The sequence below is a fragment of the Methanomassiliicoccales archaeon genome (assembly GCA_014361295.1).
In the GTDB taxonomy this organism is placed as follows: Archaea; Thermoplasmatota; Thermoplasmata; order Methanomassiliicoccales; family JACIVX01; genus JACIVX01.
The window spans coordinates 1,503,829-1,516,445 of record JACIVX010000001.1 but is presented as its reverse complement, the minus strand read 5'-3'; the positions used below and the strand labels follow the sequence as shown (position 1 = coordinate 1,516,445).

The 12,617-nt window shown below is 46.1% G+C and carries 16 protein-coding genes; 8 read left to right on the top strand and 8 right to left on the bottom strand.

Annotated elements, in window-relative coordinates; all coding sequences use genetic code 11:
• Nucleotides 1-112: 112 nt before the first annotated feature.
• Genes H5T41_07530 through H5T41_07515 form a run of 4 tightly spaced genes read right to left on the bottom strand, consistent with a single transcriptional unit; the run spans nucleotide 113 to nucleotide 2,085 of the window.
• The gene (locus tag H5T41_07530) at nucleotides 113-520 is read right to left on the bottom strand and encodes a putative zinc-binding protein (GenBank protein ID MBC7108621.1); all 408 of its coding nucleotides are present in this window, start codon (nucleotides 518-520) and stop codon (nucleotides 113-115) included.
• On the bottom strand, nucleotides 520-759 hold the full coding sequence (locus tag H5T41_07525; GenBank protein ID MBC7108620.1) for a TM0996/MTH895 family glutaredoxin-like protein: 240 nt from the start codon (nucleotides 757-759) through the stop codon (nucleotides 520-522). Before H5T41_07525 ends, H5T41_07530 begins: the two co-directional genes overlap by 1 nt.
• A gap of 5 nt (nucleotides 760-764) precedes the next feature.
• Nucleotides 765-1,016 carry a hypothetical protein gene (locus H5T41_07520; GenBank protein MBC7108619.1) on the bottom strand — a complete coding sequence of 84 codons (252 nt, stop codon included), beginning with the start codon at nucleotides 1,014-1,016 and terminating at the stop codon, nucleotides 765-767.
• Between the two features lies 1 nt (nucleotide 1,017).
• Nucleotides 1,018-2,085 carry a permease gene (locus H5T41_07515; protein MBC7108618.1) on the bottom strand — a complete coding sequence of 356 codons (1,068 nt, stop codon included), beginning with the start codon at nucleotides 2,083-2,085 and terminating at the stop codon, nucleotides 1,018-1,020.
• 430 nt (nucleotides 2,086-2,515) lie between these two features.
• Between H5T41_07515 and arsB the strand changes: the two genes are divergently transcribed.
• Both arsB and H5T41_07505 read left to right on the top strand, forming a co-directional pair.
• Nucleotides 2,516-3,604: an ACR3 family arsenite efflux transporter gene (arsB, locus tag H5T41_07510; GenBank protein MBC7108617.1), complete on the top strand. Its 1,089-nt coding sequence runs from the start codon at nucleotides 2,516-2,518 to the stop codon at nucleotides 3,602-3,604.
• A 368-nt stretch (nucleotides 3,605-3,972) separates the two neighbouring features.
• Nucleotides 3,973-4,416 (top strand): Lrp/AsnC family transcriptional regulator, encoded by a 444-nt coding sequence (locus H5T41_07505; protein MBC7108616.1) that lies wholly within the window; start codon nucleotides 3,973-3,975, stop codon nucleotides 4,414-4,416.
• A gap of 12 nt (nucleotides 4,417-4,428) precedes the next feature.
• Here H5T41_07505 and H5T41_07500 read toward each other — a convergent pair whose 3' ends face one another.
• Genes H5T41_07500 through H5T41_07490 form a run of 3 tightly spaced genes read right to left on the bottom strand, consistent with a single transcriptional unit; the run spans nucleotide 4,429 to nucleotide 7,985 of the window.
• Nucleotides 4,429-5,277: a hypothetical protein gene (locus H5T41_07500; GenBank protein ID MBC7108615.1), complete on the bottom strand. Its 849-nt coding sequence runs from the start codon at nucleotides 5,275-5,277 to the stop codon at nucleotides 4,429-4,431.
• A gap of 1 nt (nucleotide 5,278) precedes the next feature.
• Complete coding sequence (locus H5T41_07495; protein ID MBC7108614.1) at nucleotides 5,279-6,820, bottom strand: 4Fe-4S binding protein; 1,542 nt, start codon at nucleotides 6,818-6,820, stop codon at nucleotides 5,279-5,281.
• Nucleotides 6,813-7,985 (bottom strand): glutamine amidotransferase family protein, encoded by a 1,173-nt coding sequence (locus tag H5T41_07490; protein MBC7108613.1) that lies wholly within the window; start codon nucleotides 7,983-7,985, stop codon nucleotides 6,813-6,815. Before H5T41_07490 ends, H5T41_07495 begins: the two co-directional genes overlap by 8 nt.
• A gap of 522 nt (nucleotides 7,986-8,507) precedes the next feature.
• Here H5T41_07490 and H5T41_07485 point away from each other — a divergent pair.
• The 5 genes from H5T41_07485 (at nucleotide 8,508) to H5T41_07465 (ending at nucleotide 11,460) form a co-directional block, all read left to right on the top strand.
• Entirely contained in the window at nucleotides 8,508-9,155 is a 648-nt protein-coding gene (locus H5T41_07485; protein ID MBC7108612.1) for a CBS domain-containing protein, read from the top strand.
• Nucleotides 9,156-9,225: 70 nt separating this feature from the next.
• A complete protein-coding gene (locus tag H5T41_07480; protein MBC7108611.1) occupies nucleotides 9,226-9,837 on the top strand; it encodes a 50S ribosomal protein L11 methyltransferase in 612 nt (203 codons plus the stop codon).
• Between the two features lie 17 nt (nucleotides 9,838-9,854).
• Nucleotides 9,855-10,394, top strand: coding sequence for an exosome complex RNA-binding protein Csl4 (locus H5T41_07475; protein ID MBC7108610.1), 540 nt, complete (start codon nucleotides 9,855-9,857; stop codon nucleotides 10,392-10,394).
• Between the two features lie 124 nt (nucleotides 10,395-10,518).
• Nucleotides 10,519-10,701 (top strand): hypothetical protein, encoded by a 183-nt coding sequence (locus H5T41_07470; protein ID MBC7108609.1) that lies wholly within the window; start codon nucleotides 10,519-10,521, stop codon nucleotides 10,699-10,701.
• A gap of 129 nt (nucleotides 10,702-10,830) precedes the next feature.
• Nucleotides 10,831-11,460 (top strand): 7-cyano-7-deazaguanine synthase, encoded by a 630-nt coding sequence (locus tag H5T41_07465; GenBank protein MBC7108608.1) that lies wholly within the window; start codon nucleotides 10,831-10,833, stop codon nucleotides 11,458-11,460.
• 45 nt (nucleotides 11,461-11,505) lie between these two features.
• Here H5T41_07465 and H5T41_07460 read toward each other — a convergent pair whose 3' ends face one another.
• Complete coding sequence (locus H5T41_07460; GenBank protein MBC7108607.1) at nucleotides 11,506-11,766, bottom strand: hypothetical protein; 261 nt, start codon at nucleotides 11,764-11,766, stop codon at nucleotides 11,506-11,508.
• Between the two features lie 135 nt (nucleotides 11,767-11,901).
• Between H5T41_07460 and H5T41_07455 the strand changes: the two genes are divergently transcribed.
• Nucleotides 11,902-12,375 (top strand): nucleic acid-binding protein, encoded by a 474-nt coding sequence (locus H5T41_07455; GenBank protein ID MBC7108606.1) that lies wholly within the window; start codon nucleotides 11,902-11,904, stop codon nucleotides 12,373-12,375.
• Nucleotides 12,376-12,617: the final 242 nt, after the last annotated feature.

Here is a 12,617-nt window from a genome sequence, read left to right as displayed (position 1 = left end):
ACCATGCGTGCCTTCAGAAACACAAGAGACGAAATTCACGAATGGATTAGAAAGGTATTCGTCTTCCCAACAACAGAAGTCGTCAAGAAATGAAAGAGTTTGATTTTCACAGTTAAATTTGAACTTTCGTCGGCGTCGGAAGTCGATTCGCGACGTGATTCAAAACCAAATCGACTTCTTCCTTTCGCACTGAATTCAGATTGTAAGATTTCTTGATGCCTAGATCTGTGATAACGACGTGCATCCCTGGTTTCAACCCCAGATGTTCGAATGATTTCTTAGCGCAAGCGAGAGGACACCCATCAATGACCACTGACATTTCTGCCGCTCTGGCAGACTCGACAATCCCTCCGACGTGTCCTCCTATCCCAGCGGCGCATGACATCCTCGCTCTTCCTGAGACGGCAAGCAACTTCGCGACCTCATTCGAAATCTGCCCCACATTGGACCCGCCTGAACAAGCATAGACGAGAATCGGACCGCCACCACAAAGACATTCTTCTTGCTTGCCAGCTTCCATTAATTCCCTCCTTTGAGCATCGATTTTATTTCATCGAGGCTAGGGACCCTTCCAACAGCTCTCGCCTCGCCATCAATATAAAGAGCTGGGGTTATCATAATTCCTCGATTCATGATTTCCTCGATGTCCTCCACCTTGACGATCTCTGCCGTTATGCCGAGCTCCTCCACTGCCTGATGCACAAGCTTTTCCAGCCTTTTGCATTTAACACATCCTGTTCCGAGCACTTCAATCTTCAAATTCTTCACCTCCTCTTCGCATACTCTTTCAACAACGCATCGATATATTCTCCCTCCGTGCCTGGTGGAACATAATTATAGATCTTAACACGCCTGAGCAATTGCTTTCCGATTTCCTCGCTGTCCTTCAATCCCAGATTTTCGACTTCCTCGATAATTTCATCGAGCTGGGCGATTCCGACTAGAAAGCCGCCAACATTCAGCTTCCTAACCTTTCTCGCAGCGGATTCCGGACAACACGGTTTCTCCCGGCTCATACTATCCCACCATTGTACCATATATCAAACCAGCAATTGCTGATGTGAAAACGACGGAGATCCAGTAGACAAACGTTTTCTTCGCACCCATGATCCTATAGAGCACAATCAATGACGGCAGGCTTGTCGTCGGACCACTCAACAGAAGGCTTAATGCCGGTCCAGAAGCCATGACTCCTGTCGAATAACCAAAAGTCGTCCCAATAATGGGAACCTCGAGCAACGTTGGCATGTAAAGAATCGCACCGATGATCGATGCGAGCAGGTTTGACCCGATCGAATTATCCCCGAGATACGGTCGGAAGGTTTCCGGTGGAATAAAATAGGCGATGACGCCGACGATGAAAGTACCGGCGATCAATATCGGGAAGATCTTCTTTGTCAAATCCCATGTTTCCATTGCCCAATTTGTCACTTCGTCTCTTTCAAAGTAATAGATGAGAATAACAGCGACGACAACGGTGAGTAGGTAAACGACAGTGAGCTTTGGAATCCATTCAAGTTTCGATGCCCCGATGAGAAGAATCGCGATGAGCAGTATGAAAAAGATTGGGATTACCCATCTTGGTCTTGGATTGGAAGATGCTGCAGCAACGAAAGTTTTTTCTTCTCTGACCAGTGCCTTGTCATGTTCGCTGAAAACCAAAGCCATCATGAGTCCAACGACGATCGACAAACCGATGGCGGATATCGCTCTTGCAGCCCCGAGATCGTAACCCAGGACCTGAGCCGTATAAACGATGGCTAGAATGTTAATTGCTGGGCCTGCAAAAAGGAAAGTCGTTGCCGGACCAATACCGCTTCCCTTCTTGTAAATTCCCGCGAACAGCGGCAATATCGTACAACTACAGACTGCGAGTATTGTGCCTGAGACTGAGGCAACGGTGTACGATTTGATCTTCCTGACACTTGGCCCGAAGTATTTGAGAACTGCTTCTTTCTTAACAAATGCGGCGATAGCTCCGGCAATGAAAAAAGCGGGGATGAGACATGTGAGCGTATGTTGGCTCAGATAGTCCATAATGCTGTCGAAGCCGCTGATGAGTGGATCGATTAAAGGATCTCCCATTGATGTCGCCTATTTCAATATTTTTTGAAGCATTATCAGAACGCGATAAATAAATCTTTTGCCAAAATTAATCACAAAATCCGATACAATGATGAATGTGACCATAACAAACTGAGTAAAGCAAGCGCTTCACCTAACGATAAAAAGGGATTAAATTCGATTGAATCCTGAGAATAAATTGACACGCTCAAAACATGTACCCAAGAAAAACCTTCGAAAATTTCGACCCTTTACATAGGAATGTCAATAGAATAGCAATGATGATTGCAAATGGATACGATTTATCTTGATCTTTGAAGCTTTCATACTCGATATGAGGGGTAGCCTATAGTTTTTATATAACAAAATCCATTTCTAAATTTATTGAAATACCATTTCATTCATGAACAATTGATGCAGACATTCCGAAATAGCAGGCGGTGAGCATAGCATGGCAGAGCAAATATCAAAAAAACTCTCATTCCTCAATCGATATCTGACACTTTGGATTTTCCTCGCGATGTTCATTGGCGTCGGGCTCGGAGCTGTTTTTCCCGCAGTAGCTGACATACTGAATTCGATGAGCATTGGCACCACCTCGATACCCATAGCCATCGGCCTGATTCTGATGATGTACCCACCATTGGCCAAGGTCAAGTATGAAGAGCTTTCGAAGCTCACACGAATGCCTGAATCTAAGATGATGTTCGGCACATCCCTCACATTAAACTACATCGTCGGACCGTTTTTGATGTTCACGCTCGCATGGATCTTTTTGCCCGATCTGCCCGAGTACAGGATTGGCCTCATTCTGACGGGTCTCGCAAGATGCATCGCGATGGTTCTCGTATGGAATCAATTGGCAGAGGGCGATTCCGAATATGCCGCTATATTGGTCGCGCTAAACTCAATCTTCCAGATTCTTACATACTCATTCTACGCCTACTTCATGATTTTCGTGCTTTCTGAGTTTATTGCACCTGGATCTGGTGTCGCCGTCAGCATATCAATATGGGAGGTTGCCCAATCCGTCCTGGTTTATCTGGGAATTCCATTCGTTGCTGGTATTATCACGAGATACGCGCTCCTGCCACGAAAAGGAGCTGATTGGTATGACAATAGATTCATCCCGAGACTCAGTAAGGTTTCATTGCTTGCATTGTTGTTCACGATCGTCGTCATGTTCTCGTTGAAGGGAGAATATATATTGCAACTGCCGATTGATGTGGTGAGAATCGCGATTCCACTGCTGCTTTATTTCACCATTATGTTCCTGCTTTCCTTCCGCCTCTCAATCCGCTTGAAATTCGACTATCCGCATGCCACCGCTCAGAGTTTCACGGCTGCGAGCAACAACTTCGAACTTGCTATCGCTGTCGCAATTGCGATATTTGGCATTGGATCTGGAGTTGCATTTGCCGCTGTCATCGGTCCTCTCGTCGAAGTCCCTGTTCTGATCAGTCTGGTCAATGTTGCATTTTGGTTCAGAAGAAAATACTACGATTCGAATGGAAAGGTAAAAAGCGCTGTGCCTGCCTGAGGTTTTGCTTAATCGGAGATCATCAAGGAAGCACCTTCGTGAATAGCTGCAATGCGGGTACGGTTAACTGACATGATTGTGCATGTCATATTGCTAAGTCGTGAAGACCTTGATGGTAGGGCAACAGTTCGCTAACCTCCGATCAGAGGAAATTCGTCAGATAACCAAAATAGGACGATCAAAAAGGGATTGATTGGACAGATAAGCTTCTAAGACAATGAAATTGCAAAATAACTCTGAAAAAGAGCAGAAAGAATTACGCTCAAACGGCGAATATGTGGCCCTTTTTCCGTCATAAACGCGAAAATTCGAAAAAGAATATATGCTAGCAATCCGTAATAACTTAACGGCATTAGGAGGAGCCGGACGTGGTGGTTATCGACGAAATGAATCGAAAGATCATTAAACTTCTTGCCACCGAGGGCAAAATGACATATAATGAGATCGCGTCGAAACTGCGCCGGTCTCCGTCAACGATTCGAGACAGGATAAGGAGATTAGAAGATGATGGCGCCATTCTGGGTTACGTGGCGATCGTCAACACTGAGCAAACAGGCATGAAAGCCGATGCAATCATTTTCGCAAATCTCGCAAAGAATGTTGTTGCTGACGATTTGAAGAAATTGAGGGAAATTCCAGGTGTGATGGAGGTCCTCAATGTTTCCGGCGAAAGAAGCATCATGATCAGACTCCACGCACCGGATAATAGGACCCTCGAAGATATCATAACAAAGAAAATTGTACCGATTGGCCTGGTCGATCTGAAAGTTCAGATCGTCCTCGAATCTGTGATGAGATTTCCCGGTCTCTAAACTGAAGATTTTTCAGATGAGCGTCGGGTCGTAATGACCGTGGAACGGTCGATGCGTATGTGGTACAATCTTTGTGTAACTTTCCCAATCCCTTGGCACTTCCGCGCCGAACGCAGCCTCATATTCCGTTGCAAGCGTTTCCAATTGCATCATATCATTTTCTGTTATTCCTTTAAAAGTCGCTCCTGATCCCAATTGATGAGGATTCACCCTACCTCTAATGAAAATAGTTCCACCATGCATCCCCGCACCTATATTAGTTCCAGAGACTACTCGCTCATCCATACCAATACCAAAAACCAAAATCGTACCGCCAGCCATGTATTCTCCAAGATAATCTTTAACGCTTCCCCCGACAACAATTGCAGGTTTCATACCAGCAAACTCCTTCATGTGAATTCCCGTTCGATAACCAGAATTCCCCTTGATCAGGATAATACCGCTCCTTGCAGCAAGTCCAGTCACATCACCTGCATTACCGTGCACGATGATTTTACCCGAGTTCATCGTATTTCCCGTCAAATCCTGGGCATTGCCAAAAACTTCAATTGTTGCCCCGTCGAGAAACGCCCCGAGATTATTGCCAGGGGTCCCGTGTACCTCGATCTTGACATCGGGATCTGATAGAGCAGCGCCGATATATCTCTGCCCGAGAGCGCCTTCAATCACGATATGCTTATAGCCAGCGTTAATGCATTTCTTTATCGCGAGATTGAGAATCTTGTAATCAAGCGGATGACCAAGGCGATCGCGCTTGTCCGCCCGAATCGTAGCTGTCTTGACGACACCATGAGTTTCGAAACTGAAATCGATATGATGGTCAACAAATCCATTGATGCTGAATTTTCCGTCTGAATTCATTTCAACCCCACCCTTCGCCGACGTGTTTGACTCCCATGATTTCGGCAATCTTTGGATTTGGCCCGATGTACCTCAATCTGTCCCTATTACCAACCAAGCTTTCAACAGCATCAATACCCATCGCTCCCAGCACCTCCTTAAGTTCCTCATTCCATGCGGTGAAAAGCCTCGAAATTCTCGCAGATGCGATTTCTGGATCGAGCCTCGCAGTGAGCTCTGGTTTTTGCGTTGCGATTCCCCAAGCACACAAGCCTCGATGACATTGCTGGCAAACCCTGCACCCCATTGCGACCAGCGCAGCGGTGCATACCATAGCCACGTCTGCTCCCAGTGCCAGAATCTTGATCATATCGGCAGAGGACCTTATGCTCCCACCAGCGCAGAGTGTGATCTTATTCCTTAACCCCTCCTCTGTGAGACGCTTGTCGACGACAGCAACAGCTACTTCGATCGGAAGACCAGCATGATCTCTTATGACACGCGGGGCCGAACCAGTCCCTCCTCGAAATCCATCGATCGTGATGAAATCGGCTCCTGCTCTCACAATGCCTGACGCGATTGCAGCAACATTATGCACTGCTGCAATCTTGACGCCAACGGGAATTCTGTAGTCCGTGGCCTCCTTCAAAGCGCAGATCAGCTGCTGCAGATCTTCGATGCTATAGATGTCGTGATGTGGATATGGCGAAAGTGCATCCGTACCCGTCGGTATCATTCTCGTCCGCGAGATAAGATCAGTGACCTTCTCACCAGGGAGATGACCGCCATGCCCCGGTTTTGCACCTTGCCCTATTTTGATTTCAACGGCGGCAACCTTTTTCAAATAATCAGGCGTGACGCCGAATCTCCCGCTTGCCACTTCGCTATTGATGTGATCCGCATAAGCATAGAAATCTGAATGAAGGCCGCCCTCGCCAGAACCAGCAATGATATTGAGGTCGCATGCCGCTTTGAAAAGGGCCTTTTGCGCTGGATAACTAACCGCACCTAGGCTGATGTGGCCAATCATGATTGGCATGTCCATCATGATGACGGGGCCAATATCCTCGTTCTTCAGTAAACCTTTCTTTTCTGAATTTGTTAGCCTCCCTCCCCTCCTGCCGAGAAATGTCACGGTTTCGATCGGTTCTCTCAGCGGATCGATCGATGGGTTTGTCACCTGTGCCGCATCAAGCAACAGTTCATCAAAGATCGTTGGGTATTCGAGATCCGTGCCGCATGATGACAACAGAACTCCTCCAGTATTTGCTTGGGAGATGATACTTCGCCTTATTCTCTCTGTAAAGTTCGAATGGGGCGGGAAATGATATGGAAGAAGACGAATTTCTATAGCGCCAGCTGGACAGGTCGCAGTGCAGCGACCGCATGCGACACACCCTCGAACTGGTCGCACTTTGCCGTCACGAAACTCCAGGGCTTGGTAACTGCACTCCCGAACGCATCTTTTGCAGCCCTTGCAGAGTTCGTAATCGATGACAGGCCTGTATCTGTCCGGCAATTCTTGAACGATTCTTTCCTGCGAAAAATTGATCAAATCACTCATTCCACTCCCCCCAGAAAGGTGATTCCAGTCCATCTCTGATGATTCCATTGCGGACCTGAGCAATAGCTGGACTTCCAGCATTTGGCGTCCACGTCTCCGCATTTGGCTCGATAGCCCTGATTGCACATTCCTCGCTTGCTGCGAAAAACATCCCCTCATCCGATGATCGGCCGACAATCAAGGGCCTGAGCTTCTTTCTATCCGCAAGGGCGATCATGGTGATCTCTGGCTCTCTCCTTCCTACCAGGATGCTGAATGGGCCGTTAAGAAATGCTTCCTTGTAAGTGATCCTTATCAGTGTTGCTAGTTTTCGGTTTTGCGGATCGAGTTGTTCAATCTCGTGATAGTACCAGGGCGCCATCGCGAATGCGGCAAGATTGATTGGCAGACCATGTTTTCTCACAAGAATATCCCAAAGATACGCAACCACCTCCGTATCAGTCAACAATGTGCAACTGTAACCTTCCATTTCTACGAACTTCCTGTTGACGCCATAAGAGGTGATTTCGCCATTGTGGCAGACGGCCCAATCGAGGATACTTATTGGATGAGCACCACCCCACCAGCCAGGAGAATTTGTTGGAAATCTTGAGTGTGAGATCCACATCTTCCCCCTGTATCTCTGGATATCGTAGAAATCAGCGATTTCAAAGGAATATCCATTCCCCTTAAAGACGGCCATGTCCTTTCCGCTTGAAATGCAAAAGGCCCCTTCTACATGTTGGTTAACATGCATGACAAGTCGAACGACATAGTCTTCTTCTGAAAGCCTCTGATTCCCTCTCCATTCTCTCCGTTCAATAGGTCTAAAGAAAAACCTCCACACGAGAGGAAAAGGCGGTTTCAGTGTCGTCGATTTCTTTGTAAAGACCTTTTCATCCTTTGTAACGTTTCCGTGATCCTTGAGAAACTCCTCAACAGAATTCTTGACGTCCTCATCGTCAAAGAAAAATTGAAGGCAAAATTCATCACGACGCTCTGGGAACAACCCATAACAGGCATAGCCCGCGCCGAGACCGTTCTCACGCTCACTCATCGTTGTCAGCATGGTAGCAATCTTCTCTCCTGATATGAGATCTCCATCGAGTGATAGGCAACCGGCTATACCACAACCTCCCAATTGATAGCCCGTTCCCTTGCGTATTGATGCTGGCTCGATCGGCATTTCCCTGTTCTTATTATGACTCGAAACGCCTCTTGAAAGAGGAAGAGATGATTTCAGAAATAGCTTCTCTTCATCCAAATCAAATCACCTTGCTAATAATTCTCACCAACTATTTACGAGCTGCGATGTGTTCAATCGTCTGTGAGGAGCTGGGAACATTATCGTAGAGAAAACAGAGTGTAAACATTGAGAGGGAATTCGTCAATTCGTGGAATGTATCAACACTCAATGGGAACATCATTTGGATCTCACTAAACTGACGTGAGACCAATTAGTTATTGATTGTTATTCATCCGAATCGTACAAGAATTGATTTATACGAATTTCGAACCTCATCGAATAGTTAGAGTCGGAATTCGCTATAATTGTTCACGATCAAAATTTCCATTTTCAATTGAGATGCGAATTTTTATAATGAGATGAAAAGCTATACTCCGATCAAACTGAAAATGCCTCAGAGGGAAATTGAAAAAGACAGAAAATCATGAAAACCTGTAGATGAGATTGCAACAGATGATCGATATGAGTCCGAAAATATATCCAATTGACCTTGCAATCATGCCACAGCTTCCAGATCTTGAAAAAATCAAGCAAATCAGAGAAAAACTAGGACTTTCCCAAAGAGAGCTCGCTTCGCGCGCCGGGGTCAGCCAATCCCTTATCGCTAAAATCGAGAAAGGGGCCATCGATCCGTCGTACGGAAACGTGAAAAAGATATTCCAGGCATTTGAAGAAGTATTAAAGAAGGGAATCGTCGATGCGGAAAAGACAGGGATTCACCTGACCGTGGGAGATCTCGCAACTCGTGGCGTCGTTTCAATATCGCCTGATGACACGATTGCTGAAGCCATCGAGAGAATGGTGAAGGGCAGATTCACGCAACTTCCGGTTGTCGTTGGAGATCGCGTCGTTGGAAGCATCACAGACGACATCATCAGAAATTATACGATTGAACAAACGAGGAATAAAGAAAAGAGTTATGAAGAGGTGATGAAGACACCTGTCTCTGAAATCATGGAAGCGCCTTTTCCAATCCTCAGCGAGGATACGCCGATAGAGCTGGCATCTCTTCATCTGCAAAGGCAGGAGGCGATCCTCGTCTCGAGGAAAGGTGTCGTTATTGGAATCTTAACGAGCGCGGACTTTCTGAATATCGGACTTAAAAGGTGATTTTTTCGAATCGTTCAATGACGATTGATGGCAAACTTTGATATTGTTGACTCCGTTGTTTGAATTCAAAATGAAAAAAAGAACGCTGGAGATGGTGTTGCAGCAAATACGCCCCCTCACTCAGCCGAAGCCTTTTCTAGAACAGTATTCGACTCCGGCCACGATAGCCGCTGATGTTCTCTTCACGGCTTATGCAAATAACGACATCAAGGATAAAATCGTGGTGGATTTGGGATGCGGAAATGGGATCTTTGCTATTGGCGCGTCGCTTCTGGGCTCTGCAATGTCTATCGGCGTTGATGCGGATCCTCTCGCGATAAAAGAGGCGATGGTCAATGCTGCTACCCTAGGGACAAATGTGGAATTTGTCCTCGCGAAAATACCTCAATTCTCCGCAAGGGCGGACGTTGTCATTCAGAATCCGCCATTTGGTTCTCAGAGACGCGGAGCGGATCGACCGTTTCTCGAAACAGCGATGTCAATCGCCAGTGTTGTCTACACGATGCATCATGCTGAGACTATCGATTTTGTGATGAACTTTGTAAAGAGCAGTGGATGGGAGATTACCCTTCAAAAAAGATATAAATTCGTAATTCCGCATATGTTTGAATTTCACAAAAAGATGAAAAAGGACTTCGATATTTTGCTCCTTTGTATTCGAAGATCGGGTGAAGGGAAATGAAGAGACGAAGATGTGTTCTGCCAGGAGATGAAGTGGCAGTCGTTGAGGAATTTATCCCTGGCGAGGGGACTTATGAGATAGATGGTAAGATCTATTCCGCATACTGCGGTGATCTCGAGCTTGATTATGAAGAAAAAATCGCCAAGGTTTCGGCGAGGAATCCGCCAGTCACACTCAAAGTTGGCGATGTTGTTTACGCCGAAGTGACGGATGTAAGGAACAGCATGGCGATCTGTGAAGTGATCGCCGTTGAGGGAAAAGAGCGTGACATCAGTGGTGACACAAGCGCGACAATTCATATCTCGAAGGTTTCGTCAGGATATACGCAGGACGTCGGAAAGGAATTGAGGCCAAGCGATATAGTCAGGGCAAAGGTCATTCAGGTGAAACCATCCCTTCAGCTTTCAACGGTCGGTCATCATTTTGGCGTTATTCTTGCGCTCTGCAAAAAATGCCGTGCCCCTCTCAAGAAAAGAAATAGAACATTGTACTGCGAACGCTGCGAGAGAACTGACGTAAGAAAGCTTGCGGATGATTACGGGGAAGTCAAATTCTGATTTTTTTGATGTCTTTGCATCGTCGGAAATTTTGAATTGAAAAATTCGATCAACGAAAAGAATTTGAAGGGATAGGCAAAAGGATATATCCCCCATCGATGTTAAACAAAAGCAGGGAGAACGAATGACGAAGACCACAGAAGACCTGGTCCGTGAAATAAACGAGCTCAGAAATGAACTGAGGCAAATGAGAGAGATCGTTAATATGCTCTTTAGCATAGTCGTTGAATCAGAAGACGACGATGTTGAGGAGTATCTAGATTACCCCATGTTCGGGGGGATTGACCAGAATAGATTGAATAACTAAACCTTTTTGAAAACCTTTTTTGATCGAACAACGCATTTCATGTAGTCGCGAGATTTCACTAGTTTGAACCGTTTAGCGAAGTCGATTTAGGCAGACTGGTCAAAAGAGAGAATGATGAGGAAAGTGGTTATGAAAGCAATTTGCTTGATCTCAGGTGGAATCGATTCGCCCGTTGCATCGTTTCTCATCGGAAAGAGGGGATTTGATGTCACCCTTTTACACATGGATCATCAGCCATTCAGTGATCGAAGAGCGATCGAAAAAATCCGCGATATCGCCCGCATATTAACCCATTTGTTAGAAAAGAATGTGAAAGTTTTCATCGCACCACACGGAAAGAATCAGGCGATTATTGCGGATCGCTGCGACGCCGGGTATCGATGCGTGTTGTGCAAGATGCTCATGCTGCGAGTTGCTAATGGCTTAGGACAACGATTGAACGCTGATGCAATTGTGACCGGCGAATCCCTTGGGCAGGTCGCATCGCAGACCTTGCACAATATCAGGGTGGAGCAACACGGCATTTCTCTGCCTGTTCTCAGACCTCTCATCGGGCTCGATAAGCTCGAGATTGAAAATATCGCGAAGAGTATTGGAACCTACGAAATTTCAACAAGGCTGGCCCCATCATGCTCTTTCGTGCCGAAGGGACCGGTCACACGAGCAAGCCTCAAAAGAGCGCTACAGGAGGCACAGAAAGCTGATCTTGAGGAAATTGCACGTCAAGCGATCTCTGAAATCAGGGAACTTGAATTTTAGAACATGATGACTATTCATTGAAATCTTCTGAGATTGAAAAAGACTTTAGAGGATCGAACACTTCTTGCGCGCTACCTCATCGACACCGCAGAGCATCGACTTGGTCACCTTCGTGATATACCTTGCCTGGACGATCGAGACGAAAAGGGTGTTGTCTCCGATTTTGATTCTAAGGTCAGTGTCTTTTGGAGGCTTCACATCAACTGGAAGGATCACTGGCCCATAGCATGTTGTTGAAACTCTGTAATCCCTTTTGTGCTTCTTGATGAAGTCGATGACTTCCTGTTCAACTTCGATTTCATTCATTCCCGCGGTGAAATTGCAATAATCCTATTTAACAGTGCCTTGCTCTTTCACAATGAACAAGATCTGGATGATTTTCAAAGGGCGGAGATATGACCAAAGAAAAGAAGTTATTAGGAAATGTGCAATTGATTCTCTGTGAAATACGTCGTTGATACCTCTGCGTTCTTCGCAATGCAGGATCTTCCGCATGATGCCGAAATCCTTGTTCCTCCAGGAGTGTTATCCGAACTGAAAAAGTACCAGGACAAGCGCACAGATTATTGGGAATTCAAAATCAAGTTAACTCATCCATCCGCCGAATCCTTGGAGGCAGTCAAGATTGCCGCTCAAAAAACTGGGGATACGCACAGGTTATCCGAGACTGACCTTGAGGTTCTGGCGCTTGCATATGACCTCAATGCGACAATCTTGACAGAGGATTATTCGATTCAAAATGTGGCGAGGTCGATGGGCATCGATTACATCAACATCGTTACGAGGGGGATCAAAGAAATTTTTTCATGGGAGATGAAATGCATCGGTTGCGGAAGAGTCTTTGATAAGAAGATTAAGGAATGCCCTGTATGTGGAAGCCCCCTCAAATGCAGGCGCTCCAGAAAGAAAAAGTAGTCTCGAGTGCTGTCTTATCCTTGTGGCGCTCTCGGAGTCTTTGCTACCTAAGATCAGTCCGATAATTTGCTTTCAGCCATTTAGAATGTCTTCGCTCCCCCAGACGAACAAAAAAGAGGTCTCCCTTGGCGGTTGATTGAGCATACTGTACGGCCCAATAATATGGAACATTCTCATTAGTTGGCGACTTATGAAACGCACGCAAGATGATGACCACAAAAAGAATGGTGTCGTCAATCTCA

Bases quoted from the DNA above. Each gene is read 5' to 3' on its own strand.
- H5T41_07530 (MBC7108621.1), bottom strand. From the start codon at position 520: ATGGAAGCTGGCAAGCAAGAAGAATGTCTTTGTGGTGGCGGTCCGATT.
- H5T41_07520 (MBC7108619.1), bottom strand. From the start codon at position 1,016: ATGAGCCGGGAGAAACCGTGTTGTCCGGAATCCGCTGCGAGAAAGGTT.
- H5T41_07515 (MBC7108618.1), bottom strand. From the start codon at position 2,085: ATGGGAGATCCTTTAATCGATCCACTCATCAGCGGCTTCGACAGCATT.
- arsB (MBC7108617.1), top strand. From the start codon at position 2,516: ATGGCAGAGCAAATATCAAAAAAACTCTCATTCCTCAATCGATATCTG.
- H5T41_07500 (MBC7108615.1), bottom strand. From the start codon at position 5,277: ATGAATTCAGACGGAAAATTCAGCATCAATGGATTTGTTGACCATCAT.
- H5T41_07495 (MBC7108614.1), bottom strand. From the start codon at position 6,820: ATGAGTGATTTGATCAATTTTTCGCAGGAAAGAATCGTTCAAGAATTG.
- H5T41_07490 (MBC7108613.1), bottom strand. From the start codon at position 7,985: ATGCCGATCGAGCCAGCATCAATACGCAAGGGAACGGGCTATCAATTG.
- H5T41_07485 (MBC7108612.1), top strand. From the start codon at position 8,508: ATGAGTCCGAAAATATATCCAATTGACCTTGCAATCATGCCACAGCTT.
- H5T41_07480 (MBC7108611.1), top strand. From the start codon at position 9,226: ATGAAAAAAAGAACGCTGGAGATGGTGTTGCAGCAAATACGCCCCCTC.
- H5T41_07470 (MBC7108609.1), top strand. From the start codon at position 10,519: ATGACGAAGACCACAGAAGACCTGGTCCGTGAAATAAACGAGCTCAGA.
- H5T41_07465 (MBC7108608.1), top strand. From the start codon at position 10,831: ATGAAAGCAATTTGCTTGATCTCAGGTGGAATCGATTCGCCCGTTGCA.
- H5T41_07460 (MBC7108607.1), bottom strand. From the start codon at position 11,766: ATGAATGAAATCGAAGTTGAACAGGAAGTCATCGACTTCATCAAGAAG.